Annotated in this window: 13 protein-coding genes; 7 read left to right on the forward strand and 6 right to left on the reverse strand. The window is 47.9% G+C overall.

The annotated features are described in order from the left end of the window. Positions 1-714 (reverse strand): alpha/beta hydrolase (locus VIM87_RS18090; RefSeq protein WP_331998356.1); only part of this gene is annotated, 714 nt, incomplete at its 3' end. A gap of 205 nt (positions 715-919) precedes the next feature. Here VIM87_RS18090 and VIM87_RS18095 point away from each other — a divergent pair. The 5 genes from VIM87_RS18095 to VIM87_RS18115 all read left to right on the forward strand — a co-directional run bounded on the left by VIM87_RS18095 (position 920) and on the right by VIM87_RS18115 (position 4916). Continuing rightward, entirely contained in the window at positions 920-2317 is a 1398-nt protein-coding gene (locus VIM87_RS18095) for a family 43 glycosylhydrolase (RefSeq protein WP_331998357.1), read from the forward strand. 187 nt (positions 2318-2504) lie between these two features. Further along, on the forward strand, positions 2505-2711 hold the full coding sequence (locus VIM87_RS18100) for a hypothetical protein (RefSeq protein ID WP_331998358.1): 207 nt from the start codon (positions 2505-2507) through the stop codon (positions 2709-2711). A 1-nt stretch (position 2712) separates the two neighbouring features. After that, complete coding sequence (locus VIM87_RS18105; RefSeq protein WP_331998359.1) at positions 2713-3435, forward strand: hypothetical protein; 723 nt, start codon at positions 2713-2715, stop codon at positions 3433-3435. A gap of 10 nt (positions 3436-3445) precedes the next feature. Then, a complete protein-coding gene (locus VIM87_RS18110; RefSeq protein WP_331998360.1) occupies positions 3446-4006 on the forward strand; it encodes a DUF6620 family protein in 561 nt (186 codons plus the stop codon). A 1-nt stretch (position 4007) separates the two neighbouring features. Beyond that, positions 4008-4916 (forward strand): SPFH domain-containing protein, encoded by a 909-nt coding sequence (locus VIM87_RS18115; protein ID WP_331998361.1) that lies wholly within the window; start codon positions 4008-4010, stop codon positions 4914-4916. 263 nt (positions 4917-5179) lie between these two features. Here VIM87_RS18115 and VIM87_RS18120 read toward each other — a convergent pair whose 3' ends face one another. From VIM87_RS18120 to VIM87_RS18140, 5 genes are all read right to left on the reverse strand, one after another. Continuing rightward, entirely contained in the window at positions 5180-6202 is a 1023-nt protein-coding gene (locus VIM87_RS18120) for an aldo/keto reductase (protein WP_331998362.1), read from the reverse strand. Positions 6203-6289: 87 nt separating this feature from the next. After that, complete coding sequence (locus VIM87_RS18125; protein WP_331998363.1) at positions 6290-7159, reverse strand: helix-turn-helix domain-containing protein; 870 nt, start codon at positions 7157-7159, stop codon at positions 6290-6292. 94 nt (positions 7160-7253) lie between these two features. Then, positions 7254-8312, reverse strand: a complete 1059-nt coding sequence (locus VIM87_RS18130) for a glycoside hydrolase family 43 protein (RefSeq protein ID WP_331998364.1) — start codon at positions 8310-8312, stop codon at positions 7254-7256. Between the two features lie 15 nt (positions 8313-8327). After that, positions 8328-9887: a RagB/SusD family nutrient uptake outer membrane protein gene (locus VIM87_RS18135; RefSeq protein ID WP_331998365.1), complete on the reverse strand. Its 1560-nt coding sequence runs from the start codon at positions 9885-9887 to the stop codon at positions 8328-8330. Positions 9888-9906: 19 nt separating this feature from the next. After that, positions 9907-13077 carry a TonB-dependent receptor gene (locus VIM87_RS18140; RefSeq protein ID WP_331998366.1) on the reverse strand — a complete coding sequence of 1057 codons (3171 nt, stop codon included), beginning with the start codon at positions 13075-13077 and terminating at the stop codon, positions 9907-9909. Positions 13078-13212: 135 nt separating this feature from the next. On the opposite strand from VIM87_RS18140, the gene VIM87_RS18145 reads away from it, so the two are divergent. Beyond that, a complete protein-coding gene (locus tag VIM87_RS18145) occupies positions 13213-16383 on the forward strand; it encodes a ligand-binding sensor domain-containing protein (protein ID WP_331998367.1) in 3171 nt (1056 codons plus the stop codon). Continuing rightward, positions 16355-16933 (forward strand): response regulator (locus VIM87_RS18150; protein ID WP_331998368.1); only part of this gene is annotated, 579 nt, incomplete at its 3' end. The genes VIM87_RS18145 and VIM87_RS18150, both read left to right, overlap by 29 nt.

The following is a 16933-nucleotide window of genomic DNA, read 5'->3' on the forward strand; positions in this document are numbered from 1 at the left end:
GAGCATCGTTGTATCCGTTGTTGGCGCCATTCCGTTATCTATATTATTGGCCACTGCCAGGTATAAGGATCTGCCGGCAAAACTGTTTTTCCCAAGCGTTGACTGCGCCTGTTTTACCAGCTTCTGATCATCCCACATTACACTGGGATCAATAGCAACGTAAGCGTTGAATGCGATGGTGTGATTAAGCAGGGTATGAATGGTCATCAACCCTCCCAGCGAATGGCCCATTAATAAGCGGTAGGGAGCCGTTGGGTACAATGAATCGATGTGTGGTATCAGCTCCTTTTCCAGGAAGGAAATAAATTTATCCCCACCGCCGGAGCGTGCAACAGATTCACTATCCATCATTGCAGCAGCCGTTACATGGGTAGGCGTAAGATCGCGGTTACGGTCTGTATTCAGTATTCCCACCACTATTACAGGAGGCAACATAATGTTGGGGCCTCCCTGGCTTAGCCGCTCTGCCATCGCCACCACTGCCTTAAAATGATCATCGCCATCCAGCACATAAATTACGGGGCAACGCTGCTGTACATAGATGCCATCCGGTGAATTGTTTTCCGGCGCATGCACCCAGATCTGCCGGTTTTCATGTAAGGTGTTGGAATAAACGGTATCTCTGGTACCTACTGTAATATTCTTTTGTGCATGCGAAACAGCAGCAATAAAGAAAGTGGCAATAACAATAAGGAATGTTTTATGGGTAAACATGTGTAATGCTTTTAAACAAGAATAAAGCAATTCTGAAAATGCTTTTATGAATTGTGATGAAACCCTGTAAATGTGGGCTGTAACCGGATATTAATAGGAGTAAGCACCATTGACTATTAAGCAATTATACTGCGCGCTGTTTTTTGACAATCACAATACAGCAAAATCACTAACTTGGTTGTATCAATTAACCCAATAGAACCGTATGAAAAACCTATGCAAACCTGTGATTGCAGCACTATTAATGCTATGCTGCAGCTGTACCAAGCAATTTACCAACAATGACAACAAAACCGTTTCCGGCGAATTAAAAACTTCAGCCAAAACCGCTGTGGCGGATATGGCTGAAAACCCTTTTGTCAGGTCCATTTACACGGCTGATCCATCAGCGCATGTATGGGCAGACGGGCGTTTATACGTATATCCCTCCCACGACATTGACCCGCCCCGCGGCTGTGACCTGATGGACCAGTATCATGTATTTTCAACAGACGATATGATCCACTGGACAGACCATGGAGAGATCCTGCGCGCCAGCCAGGTACCCTGGGGCCGGCCGGAAGGGGGCTTTATGTGGGCGCCCGACTGTGCTTATAAAAATGGCACCTACTATTTTTATTTCCCTCACCCCAGCGCAACGGATTGGGGCAGCAGCTGGAAAATAGGCGTAGCCACCAGCACCAGCCCTGCCAGCAACTTTGTAGTGCAGGGTTACATCCAGGGCCTGGAACCGCTTATTGATCCCTGCGTGTTTGTGGATGATGACGGGCAGGCTTATTTCTATTATGGCGGCGGTAATGTTTGTAAAGGCGGCAAGCTGAAAGCGAATATGATGGAAATTGACGGCGCCATGCAAACCATGCAGGGCCTTACAGATTTTCATGAAGCTACGTGGGTGCATAAACGTAATGGCGTTTATTATTTGTCGTATGCCGATAACCATGACGTAAACGGCCAGCATAACCGGCTGCAATATGCCACCAGCACCAGCCCGTTGGGGCCCTGGACCTCCAGAGGCGTATATATTGACCCTACGGATAGTTATACCAATCACGGATCTATTGTAGAATACAAAGGCCAGTGGTATGCATTTTACCATAACAGCTCCATCTCCCATAACGACTGGACAAGATCTATTTGTGCAGATAAGCTGTTCTATAATGCAGATGGCACCATTCAGAAAGTGATCCAGACACCGGGTAACAATAATAATCCCAACCCCGTGCCTATTGGCGAAACCATTACGCTGAAAGGTTCCAACAATAATTATGTAAGCAGTGAGAATGGCCAGCAGCCTATGAACTGTAACCGTGCTACAGCACAGGGCTGGGAACAATTCACCATTATGGATGCCGGCGGCGGAAAAGTAGCCCTGTTCACCCAGGGCAAATATGTTTCTTCCGAGAACGGCCAGCAGCCCATAAACTGTAACCGTACTGCTATTGGTCCCTGGGAGCAGTTTGAGTGGATCAATAATACAGACGGCACCATTTCCCTGAAAGGCAATAACGGCCTGTATATTTCCAGCGAGAACGGCACACAGGCCATGACCTGCAACCACAGCACGGCCGGCGCTTCAGAAAAATTCAAGGTAAATCAATAACGGCGAACGATGATTATGAAAGAAGCGGCTGTCCCCATGGGCAGCCGTTTTGTTTGCCGGCGGTATAATATTTTTTTGTTAATACTCAGCGTATTGTTAGTGATCCTGATCATGATTCGCTTTTTTAGCACAACTTTTGTAACTTGAACCCGTTTTTTAACCACCCCCTATTAAAAGCAGAGGGAATATGAGTAATCCATTTAAGAAGATCTCAAACACATCAAAGGAAACCGCCAAAAAATGGGATAATACAAAAGACGAGGCTGCGTTACAAACCATTACCTGCCCGCAATGTGCCGCCCCCAGGCCGGTTAACACCAATATAGGCGCCTGCGCTTACTGCGGGTTCAAATTCATGAATATAGAACTGACCATAAAACCAGGCAAACCCTGATATGAAAGAACAGCTGATAGCGCGATGGGACACCTTTCTCCGGAATATAGATAAACGCTTTGAAGAATCCCTGGCACAGGGCGAACAGGCCGTGCTGGAAAGCCTGGAAGAGAATAATTATGACTATTATACCTCTTTCCGTACGCTAATGGCTATACGGTCGCAGATAGATGAATCAGTTATCCGTAAAATTGATGACACCTGGCGGCAACAGGTAGAACCTCTGATGAAGGCAGACGGAGATGGCTATTACTGGATAGATGAATCGCACAAGGCGCACCGTGCCAATGACGATATGCAGGAACGGATAGCGCTGTGGCTGCATATTACGGAAGGCAAGCTTTCACAGAAATATTATGATCATGCCATTGAGCTGATCAACCGCGATTTTTTTTGTACCCAGTGTAATGCACCCCTGCAGGTAAAGAAAGATCTTTTCAGGGCGCATTATATTACCTGTAATTATTGCAGCGCGGTAAACACTTTTGAGCCGGAAACAAAGTATGCCACCATTGGCTGGAACGTAGTGGATAACCTGGCCGCTTTGTACGCCCTGCCGGAGTATAAAGCTATGCTGCAGGCAAGGAAGAACGGCGGCGATGCATATGCAAAAGCCGTACGCGCTTATTGTGAAAAATATTTTGATGAACGCATTAAGCTCATGCCCCACACCGCTGAAACCCGTGAGCAGGATATTGAAAAAAAGGTAAACCTCACACTTTAAAATAAGAACAATGGAAACAATCAACGGAGTATCATTTGAAGAGTATGCAGCCGCCTGCGGCAACCTGGCACAAGGCATGCCGGAAGAAAAGCTGTTACAGGTCCTGCAGCTGGAAAAACCCGTTTGGGACGAAACGGTAGACAAATGGAATGTACGCCTGGGAGAGCTGATGACGGAAGACATAAACTACGCCACCAAGTACGGTGAGCTGTTTGCCAACCCCAAAGCCGGCCGCTTTGCCGGGGAAACCACCGCATCCAATGCCGCTGACCTGCTGCACCTGGCGCCGGATTACGATGCTTACCAGAAAATATTCTGGCATCAGTCCGTTGCTGCCAGCCATGGCGTAGACCCCGTAACCGTGCTGGAAAGCTACGGTATTGACCTGGGTAAATGGGGTGCGCTGAATATGCATTACATGAATTACCAGAACAACCTGCTGGATCATACACAACCGGATTATGCAGAAAAATTCCAGTACTTTCAGCAGATACAGGATAAATGGAGCAATCATTTTGAAGCATATTACCAGGATCACAAAACCGATCTCGCAGGAGATATAAATTTCTGATATGGGTTTATTGGATGCTACCAAGAATCAGTTCCGCTCCGTTATAACCTGGGATGATCCACAGGAATGGGAGATCTTCAGGAAATTCACAGACCGGAATGATGAGCTCAGGAATGCCTCTAAGCTGATCATACAGCCCGGGCAGGGCTGCATTTTCACGTATGAAGGTAAAATAGAAGGCGCCTTCTCTGAACCGGGTATATACAACCTGGAAACAGATAACAAACCTTTTATTACCACGCTTAAAAAGTTCCTGAACTTTTTTGAGAGTGAGCATAAAACGGGGCTTTGGTTTTACCGGACCGCGGAAATTGTGAACATCCGCTGGGGCACCCGCATTCCTATTACGTATAATGATCCTGTATATAGCTTCCCCGTGAACCTGCGCGCTTATGGTAACTTTTCTATTAAGATCGTTCAGGCAGCAGAATTCTTCACACGCATTGTAGCAGCTAAGTCAGTGTATTATGCATACGACCTGCAGGAGCTGCTGCTTTCCAGGATCTCGCAACCCATTGGCCAATACCTGGCCAATGCAAAATTCTCCTACGCGGAAGTTGACAGCAATCTTGAAAAGATAGCAGCAGATGCGGCAGAGAAAACGGTGAAGGAGTTTGAGGAATTTGGATTTACCCTGCTGGATTTTCGCATAGAAGGCGCCGCCTTTGATGAAGAAACCAATAAAAGGATCGGCGGCATTTCTGATGTGCAGGCCGATGTAAAGGCCGCACAGCTGGCAGGCGTACCTTTTGAAACCCTGCAGAAAATGATGGCCATGCGCGAAGCCGCCAAGAATGAAGGCGGGCAGGCTGCGCATGTGATCACTGCATTGAACATGAACCAGCCGGCGCCACAACCTGCTGCCAGCGCGCCCTCTGTTAAAGACCGGCTCAAAGCGCTGAAGGAATAGTTTGATGAAGGACTGCTGGATGAAGAAGAGTACAAGCTTAAAAAGCAGGAGCTGATGAAGGAGCTGTAAAAGAATGTAAAATGTAAAATTTTAAATCATAAACCGACAAAGGAGGTTCATAGAGACCGTTAAAAGACTTTATGAACGGGATAAATGTAAAAGTGAATGCCGCGAACATAAACCTGCACGGTTTCGCGGCATTTTACTTTTACATTTTAAATTTTACATTTATGATTTTACATTCTTTCATCCCCTGCTTACACTCACCCCTGCCCTACACGATCCGCCGCTACATTCTCCAGCACCCAGGCAGGATATTCTTTCGTAAGCTGGCTTACCTTATCCAATTGCTGTAGCTCTTCCGGCGTGAATTGTACATTCACCGCTGCCAGGTTATCTGTGAGCTGCGCAGGTTTATTAGCGCCAATGATCACACTGCTAACAGCACGCTGGTGCAGCAGCCAGGCCAGGGAAAGCTGCGCAACCGTAGCACCTTTTGCTTCCGCCATAGGATGCAGCACATCCAGGATATCAAATGCCTTTTCCTTATTCAGCTGAATAATATCAAAGCCTGCCAGGCGGCCTTCTTCCGGGGCCTGCCCGCGTTTGTACTTACCGCTTAGTAAGCCGCCGGCCAGGGGGCTCCACACCATCAGGCCCACCTGCTGATCATTTAACAGGGGTATCAGCTCCCGCTCCATTTCCCGGCTGGCAATGCTGTAATACGCCTGCAGGCTTACAAATTTAGCCAGGTGGTTATGCTGTGAATAGCATAATGATTTCATCAGCTGCCAGGCAAACAGGTTGCTGGCGCCTATATACCGCACCTTGCCGCTGCGCACCAGGTCGTTCAGCACATCCAGCGTTTCTTCCAGCGGTGTAAGCGGATCAAATGCATGGATCTGGTAAAGATCAATATAATCTGTTTGCAGTCTTTTAAGGCTGGCATCTGCCTGCTGCATAATGTGCTTACGGCTCAGTCCCTGGTTATTGGGACCAGGCCCCATAGGGCGGAATACCTTGGTAGCGATCACCAGCTCGTCGCGGTTAACGCCTATATTACGTATAGCCTGTCCCGTGAGTTCTTCCGATTGCCCGAATGAATATACATTGGCGGTATCTATAAAATTAACGCCTGCATCAATGGCTGTTCTCATCAGTCCATCCACACTTTCCTGCCCCAGGTTGCCAATAGGAGCAAAACGGCCGGTGCCGCCAAAGGTCATGGTTCCCAGGCAAAGCTCCGAAACTTTCAGCCCGGTATTACCTAACAAATTGTATCGCATGTTTGTAAGATTTTATGCTACAAAATTAGCGGTACCTGCCAGGCGGAAATAACGCCTTTCAAAGTAAAAACTATAAAAATCAAAGCATCAGCGGCGAAGAGATAAAGGGGTAACACCGGTATTTTTCTTGAAAAAATTGTTGAAGTAGGTAGGGTATTCAAAACCCAGGCTAAAGGCAATATCCGATACGCTCCAGTCCGTATGTTTCAATAAGGCCTGGGCTTCATGGGTAATGCGTTCGGAGATCAGGATACTGGTAGATTTGCCGGTCACTTCCTTTACCGCATGGTTCAAATGGTTCACATGCACGGAAAGGCTTTTTGCAAAATCATTGGCCTTTTTCAGCTTCAGCTCCCGGTCCGGTGAGCTGATGGGAAACTGTCTTTCCAGCAGCTCCATGAACATGGCAGCAATACGGCTGGCTGCATTTGCATGGGGTGCAGAGCTAAGTGCCGGCTGCATTTTCAGGGATATATGGATCAGCAGGTTCACATAATTGCGGATCACATCATACTTATAAACATAGTCTGTTGCCAGCTCCGTCATCATATCCTCATAGATCCTGTTTACAGCAGCCAGCTGCGGCTTATCCAGGAAAAACACCTTATCGCTGCCCGTTTTAAAAAGCGTGGACTGCTGCAGGTGCTCTATACGCCCGCCTGCTTTCAGGAATGCTTCTGTGAAAATGCAGGAATATCCCTTACGTGCCGCCACCTTGCTTTCCAGGGAATAAGGCACCAATGGGTTCGTGAAGATCAGCGCCGGCTGGTTGATCTCAATACTCCGGTCTGCGTAATGCAGGATACTTTTCCCGATCAGCACCCAGATCTTATAAAAATCCCGCCGGTTATAAGGCGTGGCTTCCAGCGAGCCTGAAGAGGCATATTGCTGTACATTGAACTGGTTCTGCGCCTGCTGGTCAAAGAATTTTTTATCCGGATGGGGATGTTTTTTCATATTATAAAAGTAAGAAAATCAAAGGCACACCTGTATCACAAAAAAAACGGCTGCCCATACGAGCAGCCGCTTAAGGTCCCTTGTGCTTCGCTTATTACTCCCCGGAGGGTACTTTAATAGCCTTTCCTATATTAACCGGCGTGCCGAAATCCGGTGTGCCATCTGCCTTCCAGGTAAATGGCTGCATACGCGGACTTCTGTTACCACCACAACCCTGCCCTGACAGCGGGTTTGCATGGTAAATGATCCAGTCTTCTTTTTGATCAATGGATTTAAAGAACCCATTGTGTCCCGGCCCAAAAGCGCCGGCGCTCTCGCTCTTTGTAAAAACAGGCGTGGCGCTCTTTTGCCAGTCTGCCGCATTCAGCGGGTTGCCGCCTTCCTTTAAGGTCAGCAGCCCCAGCGCATAATCATCGGTCCAGCAACCGCTGGCAGAGTAAGTAAGGAATATGCGGCCTGCTGCATTTTTCAATATTTCCGGTCCTTCATTCACCTGGGGCAGCCCACCGCCGGCGCCTTTTTTCTCCCAATCATAAGTAGGCGCGGAGAGCATAACCCTTGCACCGCTAATGGTCCAGGGATCGCTCATAGGGGCAATATAGATCAGCTGCTGGGTATTCACATCACCTTCCCAGCCAGACCATATCATGTACAGCTGGTTGTTATATTCAAACACAGAACCATCAATGGCCCACTTATCGGTAGCATCTGCTACCTTTCCCTTAAAGGTCCAGTTACCCTGCGTAGGGTCTGCGCTGGCATTCTCAATTACATACATACGATGATGGTCGTTATTACCATCATCTGCTGCAAAATAAACATACCATTTGCCTCGCAGGTAATGCAGCTCCGGCGCCCATATCTCGCGGGAATACGAACCGCTGGTTGGCGCCGTCCATACGGTGTTCATAGGCTGCTTGCCCAGCTCCGACATTTTGGTTGTAGCGATCAACCCGATGCGGTTGCCCAGCGTATTTGTATAATAGTACTTACCATCTTTAGATATTACCCAGGGATCGGGCCCGCTGCTTAATAAAGGATTGGTAAAAGTAGCGCCGGTAGTATCCGGCTTATTGGTGCTGTCCGTTCCATTGCTTCTTGAACAGGAGCTTGCAAACATGAATAACACTAAACATAAAAGACGGTTGATCATAATTCAGTTTTTATTTTATTTCCACCCAGGGTTTTGTTGAAGGTTTGGATTAACATCTAGATCCTGCTGCGGTATGGGCAGCAGCTCATGTTTGCCTATCTGGAAGTTGGCAAAGCCGGCATCGCGCTGCGCCAGCTGCGGGCCCAGATCGCCCCAGCGGGCAAGGTCTTCCCAACGGTGGCCTTCACCGGATAGCTCTGTAATACGTTCATGTTTCAGCTGTGCTAAGAAAGCAGTGCCGCTTAAACCGGGTTTTACAACAGACAGCTTTTGCAGACCGGCCCGCTCCCTTACCATATCCACATATTTATAGGCTTCAGCAGAGCGGCTTAGTGCATTCAATGCTTCGGCATATAACAGCAGCACATCTGCAAAGCGAATGTAGCGGTAATTATTACCGGAGTGAAATGATTCTCCATTATCGGTAAAATCATTCAGCAATTTCCGGAAATATACGTCATGCGTATTAGGTACTGCAGAAGGATCGCTGGAATAACCCAGTGAAGAAAATGTTTTACCATATACCAGGGTATAATCCGGTCCTCTTTCATCCGTAGAATCATAAATGAAAGATGCGGCCAGGCGGGGATCACGCTGATTGGTTATTGTGCGCTCTGTTAAGAATTCATGCACTACCCACCTGCGGGCCTGCCCGTCTGTAAAGCCTATGGGGCGGGGCGCAAAGAACGGGGGTATGGAAGTACCGTAGTTCAGCCTGTCCTGGTTATTAGGATCGGTATCATCATCATGATTATCTGTCGGGTTCACGGCAAACTGGTACTCAAAAACAGATTCTGTGTTGTTCTCCTTTGTAATTACAAAATTATCCCTGTAATTGGCCACTAATGAATACACCCCATTACCTTCGCCTGTAAAGAACCATTGGAAAGCATTGGCAGCATCCTGGTACTTACGCTCCTGCATAAACGCTTTTCCCAGCAGCGCATAAGCTGCGCCGCGGGTAGCCCTTCCCTTATTACTATCATTATAGGCAATGGGCAGTGCAGGTGCTGCTTCTGTAAGGTCTTTTTCTACCTGCGCCCATACCTGCGCCTGGGTGGAGGTGGCAGGATGATCGTCCGGCAAAGAGGTTTTCAGCTGCAGGGGTACATTGCCCCACCATTGTGCAAGGTTATAGTAGAACAGCGCACGCATAAATTTGGCCTCACCCAGTAATTGCTGTTTGGTTGCTTCATCCATTTCTATTGAGGGCACATTATCCAGCACCTGGTTGGCGCGGTTAATGCCGATATAACAATCCTGCCAAACGGTACGCGTTTCCCACAGGTTATAATCTGTAATAATAAATCTGTCAAAGTTGTTCACCAGCGTGGGATTTGGGCTGGTGCTATAACCTTCGTCTGTGCGCACCATGCTGATGAAGAACTGGTTGCGGCACAGCCCTACACGGTGGTAAGTGCTGTACAGCGTATTCACGCCATCCTGTGCATCCTTTGCTGTTTTCCAGTAGTTGTCAATAGTAGGTGCATTGGGATTGGCTATATCAAGTTTACTTTTGCAACCGGCTGCTAATAACGTAGTAGCTATAGCTGAAGCCAGGAATATATTTTTCATAACTTTCGTTTGCTGATGATTAAAATTCACACTGTACACCAAATGAGATAATCCGGCTGGCCGGCCAGTTGCCATTGTCGAAGCCGCGGAGCTGTACTCCGGATCCTGTTACGTCCGGATCCAGGCCTTTATAACCGGTAATGGTCAGCAGGTTTTGTCCGCTCACATATACCCTTGCATTAGCTATGTTGGCCTTTTTAAGCAGGCTTTCCGGCAGGGAATAACCCAGCTCTAAGTTGCGGATCCTTGCATAGGAACCGTTTTCAAGCCAGCGGGAACTGTTCGCATAATTGTTGGAGCTAATGCCTGCATCTCCCACCTCTACACCCAGCCTGGGATCGCTGGTATTGGTGTTGGTAGGCGTCCAGGGGTTTATGTCTGTGCGGAAGTTGGTGGTCTGGTAACCATCCAGCACGCGGCGGATATCGTTATATACCTTATAACCAAACACACCTACTACCTGCAGGTTCAGTGAGAATTGTTTGTAGCTGGCATTGAACTGCGCACCGCCCTGGAACTTAGGCCAGGGTGAGCCTACCAGCACACGGTCATCATTATTGATCTGCCCGTCGCCGTTATTATCCAGGTATTTTACATCGCCCGGTTTAGCCTGCGGCTGTATTACCGTGCCGTTCTTGTTCTTGTAGTTATTGATCTCTTCCTGGCTCTGGAAAAGGCCTTCTGCCTTTAACATATACCAGGAGCTCATGGGGTGGCCGATCTTTGACCGTACAAAAGTAATATTGGGCACATCTACATAATCAACACCGGCGCCCTGGTTACCTACCGCTACAACGCGGTTTTGAATAGTGGTACCATTAACGCCTATATCCCATTTAAAGGGGCCTTCATTATGCCGGTATGTTACGCTGAATTCTATACCGCGGTTGCGGATAGAGGCGGCATTGGAGATAATCTTTGAATCGGCAGTGCCAAGATAATACCCCAAAGGCACATCCACCAGCACGTCTTTTGACAGGTTGTTGTATGCTTCCAGCGTTACCGCTATCCTGTCATTGAATAAAGATGCATCTACGCCTATATTGGTTTCTTTACGTTTTTCCCAGCGCAGGTCCGGGTTATTAATATTGGCCTGGTAAGCACCGCCAACAGGCGTTTGATCTATCCCATACACGGCTCTTGGGCTTCTGTTAAGAAAACCCAGTGTAGGCCAGGAACCGCCCAGGTCCTGCAATACGTTACTAATACCCAGCTCTCCGTAAGAGGCGCGCAGCTTCAGGTCAGATACCCAGTTCACATGAAAGAACGGCTCTTTGCTGATACGCCAGGATGCAGCCGCAGCATAAAAATTGCCCGTTCTGTAATCCGGTCCAAACCTGGAATCCTGGTCTATTCTGCCGGATAAGGTCACCAGGTATTTATCACTATACGAATAATTTAAGCGGCCTAAAAAACCCTGTATGCGGTAAAAGGCCGAAGCGCCGCTGCCGGCGGAGGCTATACCCAAACCGGATGTAATGGTGGAAAGGGGTTGCCCGCCAATATGCTGCAAGCCTGTACGGCTGCCATTGGTATACTCCCGCTTTACCTGCTGATAGGAATAACCTACCACACCATTTATATTATGTGCGCTGAAAGTTTTGTTGAAGTTCAGCGTATGTTCCAGCAGCATATTCGTGAACTGCGATCTTTCTTCTGTTACAAAAGTAGCTGCCGGCTGGTTGGCGTAGCGCCAGATGCCGGTATCCCGCACTTCTTTTGCAAAATCAAAGCTGGCTTCCAAACCGCCGTTAAGGCGATAGCTCAACCAGTCAGCGATCTTAAAATCAACATAGGCATTACCTACTATTTTGGAGTAGTTGAAATTACCTTTATCCAATGCTGCTACGGCCAGGTAGTTGTTAGCATAGGTAGGTATTTCGGTAGTGCCTATACCCCAGCCTCCGGGGTTATTGGGAATGGATTTATAAGCATCGCTCTGCACATTGATAATGGGCAGCATTTGCGGGGCTTCATAAAAAGCATTGATACCGCCCATGGGATTCCGGCCGCTGGTATAGCTAAGCACCATGTTCTCCCCTACGGTCAGTCTTCCCTTTTTGGCTTCTGTATTGATGCGCAGGCTGGTCCTGTCAAAATCATTGGCCTGTAATACGCCTTTGTTCTTAAAGTAGCTGCCGGAAATTAAATAACTGCCGCTGCTGCCGCCACCGGATACGCCTATATTATAATCCTGCGTATTACCAGTACGGTAAATAGCATCCTGCCAGTCGGTATTAATAGTGTTATTCGCCAGCTGCGCAGCAACGCCGGGAGGCAGTGTTTGCCCGGAGTTGGCGTACTGCGTTTGTGCCGTTTTCAGGTACTGGCCTGCATCCATTACATCCCAGCGTTTGGGTAGTTCCTGCACGCCGTATTTAGCGGAGAAGCTCACCTTTGCCGGCCCGGAGCGGCCTTTGCGGGTGGTGATGATAATTACACCGTTCGCTGCCCGGGAGCCATAAATAGCGGCTGCAGAGGCATCTTTCAGCACCTGCATGGATTCAATGTCGTTGGTATTGATGGTGGAGTTTGCGTCTGCTATCATCCCATCAATAACATACAAGGGTGTACTGTTGGTGAAGCTGGCCACCCCTCTTATTTCCACCACTGAATTTTGACCTGGCGCGCCGCCATTGCGCACCGTAACACCGGGCACAAGGCCCTGCAGAGATTCCACCGCCGAATTAGCAGTAACGCTGGATGAGTTCTTAATGTTCACCGGGGCAATGGCGCCGGTAAGATCTTTTTTACGTACGGTCTGGTAACCGATCACCACTACTTCATTCATACCAATGTTGGTACTTTGTAAGGTAATGGTATAATCGGCTGCGCCGGTCACAGGCGTTTCCTTACTGGCATACCCAATGTAGGATACTACCAGCACATCGCCCGCAGCTGCCTGGATAGTGAACTTACCCTCGTTGTTGGTGCTGGCCGATACCTGTTTGCCTTTCACCACCACCGTAGCACCGGGCAGCATTTCCCCTTCGGAAGACTTTACCGTTCCGCTTATGGGCGATTGTGCAAACACCGCAGCCTGTATGCACAACAGGCTTATCACTAATAGAAATAAAGGCCGCAGCCTGGAACTAAAAAAGATGACATGGAACAACAAAAAAAATAAAGGATAACGTGGGCCGCCCTTACGTGATGGCAGCTGATCCCCTCCCGAGTAGAAGAATTTCATAACGTTCGTTTAAAAGTAAAATAACGGCAATTGAATGAGAAGGACTGTTCACCACGTCTCAAAAAGTGTTCATTTTTTCTCACTTATGCTCTTGAAAGCTTTTGTATCTTTAATTCAGGGTACAAACAATTCCAGATGCGCTTTTGGGGCCACGTCATGTTGCTGTTAATAATTGCCGCTATTGCCGGTCATCGTGCAAAGGGGCAATCGTACTATTTCAAAACATACCAGGTTGAAAATGGTTTATCCAATAATGCAGTGCTCAGCAGCCTGCTGGATACAAAGGGTTTTTTATGGCTGGGCACCCGGGATGGTCTGAACCGTTTTGATGGTTATTCCTTTAAGGTATTCCGGCCGGATGCTGCTGTACCCAAAACCTTAGGCAACAACTACATTCATACCTTATATGAATACGGCGGCATGATATGGGCCGGTACAGAAAAAGGACTGTTCCGCATGAACCCAGCCACCGAACAGTTCAGCCATTTTGAAGCCAGCGGCCAGGCAGCAGTACGTGATATTAAAGCAGACGGTAAAGGCAATATCTGGTTCATAGCAGATTTTACTTTGGTGAAGTATAATACTGCAACAGGCAAAGCGGAAAGATATGACCCGCAAAAATATTTTGATGCCAGCGCTGTATGCATCGCTGTTGATGGCACCGTATGGATCCCTACCCGCAACAGCAAAATTGAAAAGTACAATGCAGCAGATAACAGCTTTACAGCTTATGATGTTTTTAACAAGTCGCCGCAGCCCATTTCCAGGATCATTAACAAGATCTATGATACCGGCCAGGGTTTTCTGCTGATAGGCACTGCCAAGCAGGGTTTCAAAAAGTTTGATCCGCTTACCGGTGATTACACCGACCTGGTACGCGCTAACCCGGATGGTACCCCCCTGTTTGTTAGGGATATCATCGGCAAGGATAAAAACCACTACTGGATCGCTACTGAATCAGGCATCTATGTGTATGATGCGTTAACGAACGAAAGCCATCACCTGCAAAAACAATATAACAATCCCTGGTCTTTATCAGATAACGCCGTGTATACCTTATGCCGTGATAAAGAAGGCGGCATGTGGGCAGGTACTTATTTCGGAGGATTGAACTATTGCCCGGAGCCTTATACCTACTTTGAAAAATTCTTTCCCATCACTAATGAAAACTCACTAACGGGCAATGCCGTACGGGAAATTCATCCCGACCAATACGGTAACCTGTGGATAGGCACAGAAGACCGGGGCCTGAATAAGCTGGATGTAAAGAACAACCGCTTCAGCTGCTTTGAACCTTCCGGCATACCAACGGCCATTTCCAACACCAACCTGCATGGGCTGCTGCTTACCGGCGATACCTTATGGATAGGCACCTTTGAAAGTGGACTGGATCTGTTCAACATCCGTACTAACAAAGTGATCAAACACTATGTGGATGATGGCACGCCCCATACTTTCAACAGTAATTTTATTTACAGTATTTACCGTACACCCGGTGGAGATGTTCTGTTAACTACAGCTGCAGGCATTTACAAAGCGCTGCCTGACAGGAGCGGCTTTGAGCCTTTTAATGGATTACCGCTGAACTATTTTTATACTACCGTATTGCAGGATAGTAAAGGACTTGTCTGGGCAGGCACCTCCCGCGATGGCCTGTATTGCCTGGATCCGCAAACGGGCCGCTACCAGCTTTTTTTAAAGAATAACCGTATTAACCAGGTGGTGGAAGACAGCCATGGGGATCTGTGGATCACTACAGAAGAAGGCTTATATCAGTATAAGCATAAAGGCCCGCAGTGGAAATGTTATACCACGCAGCAGGGCTTTCCCAGTAATCTCATGTACTGTGTGCTGGAAGATGAGAAAAAGCAGGAGCTGTGGATCAGCACCTCTAAAGGGCTGGCACGTTTTAACCCGCACTCCGGTAACCTGAAGGTATATACGAAAGCTAATGGATTACTGAGCGATCAGTTTAATTATAGCTCGGCCTACAAGGACAGCAGCGGTAATATGTACTTTGGCTGTGTAAAGGGCATGATCCGTTTTAATCCCGCCTCCTTTGCGGAGAACCATCATGAGCCGCCGGTATATTTCACAGGCTTCCAGGTATCAAACCGGGAGCTGGAAATTGGCGGTAAGGATGGCATCCTGAAACAGTCTATCATTTTCACCGATACCATCCGCCTGCCTTACAACAAGTCGTCATTCAGCATCAACTTTGCTGCGCTGAGCTTTACGGCGCCTGAAATGACACAGTACGCCTACAAAATGGAAGGGCTGCGGGAAGCCTGGACCTACAGCGCTAACCGCACGGTGTATTTTACAGAGCTGCTGCCCGGTAAATATACCTTTCGCTTAAAAGCAGCCAATAACAGCGGGCAGTGGAACGGCAAGGAAACATTGCTTTTTATAGAAGTGCTGCCGCCGTTCTGGGCCAGCCCGTTTGCATTTGCATTGTATGTGGTATTGATCATCGTGATCGTATGGCTGCTGGTGCGCAATTATCACCGGCGTAATAAGGAAAAAACACGCCGCCGTATGGAGCTGCTGGAATATGAAAAAGAGAAAGAGATCTACCGTTCCAAGATCGAATTTTTCACTAATGTAGCGCATGAGATCCGTAACCCGCTCACCCTTATTAAAGGGCCGTTGGAAAAAGCGCTGAAAAAGGCGGCCGCCTTACCGGATATGCTCAAATACCTGAAAACAATGGAGCGCAATACCAACCGGCTGGTGGAACTAAGCCAGCAGCTGCTGGACTTCCGGCAAACAGAAAAGGAAGGTTACCGCTTAAATTTTGTACGCACCGATGTATCGGCGCTTACAAAGGAAATATTTGAAACCTTTGTTCCCATAGCAGAAGAAAAACATTTCAGCTATGTTCTTGAGCTGCCGGATAAACCCTTGTTTGCCTACCTGGATGTGGAAGCCTTCCGCAAAATAGCCGGCAACCTCGTTGATAATGCATTAAAATACGGAGAAGCACAGGTAAGCATACACTTAACCATGGAAGCGCCGGAAAACAACTGGTTCCTGCTGATCATAGAAAATGATGGCCCGCTGGTGCCCGAAAGCTGGAAAGAAAAGATCTTTGAACCTTTTGTAAGATTAAAAAGCTCCTCCGGCAAACCGGGCAGCGGCATAGGACTGGCCCTGGCAAGATCCTTAGCCAGCCTGCATCACGGTACCCTGCTGCCGGAGCTAACGGAAAAGAATAAATTTGTGCTGCGGTTACCCGTGCACCAGGATGTTGAATTTGAATTTAAAAAGGTACGCTATGCACCCAACGCTGCTGCTGGTAGATGATAATGAAGAAATACTGGTTTTCCTGAAAGACGACCTCGAGGAACATTACGCCATTTTTACCGCCGGCAGCGGTACAGAGGCTTTGGAAGTATTGAACACCGAAGTGATACAGCTGGTAGTATCTGATGTAATGATGCCGGATATGGATGGCTTTGAGCTTTGCAGCCATATCAAGAACAACGTGGAGTACTGCCATATACCCGTGATACTGCTTACCGCCAAAAATACTTTGCAGGCTAAGATAGAAGGCCTGGAAATAGGTGCAGATGCTTATGTGGAGAAACCTTTCTCCCCCGAATTTTTGCAGGCGCAGATAGCCAGCCTGCTCAGCAACCGTAATAAAGTGAAAGCCCATTTTGCAAGCTCACCGCTGGCGCATATAAAAAGCATGGCGTATAATAAGGCCGATGAGCAGTTCCTGGGAAATTTACAGCAGATCATTGGCAAACACCTGGATGATAAAATGCTGGATGTGGAGTTCCTGGCAAAGCAGATGAACATGAGCCGCCCCACCTTATACCGGAAGATCAGCGTGCTGTCTGATATGAGC

The organism is Chitinophaga sp., assembly GCF_036569125.1.
GTDB lineage: Bacteria > Bacteroidota > Bacteroidia > Chitinophagales > Chitinophagaceae > Chitinophaga.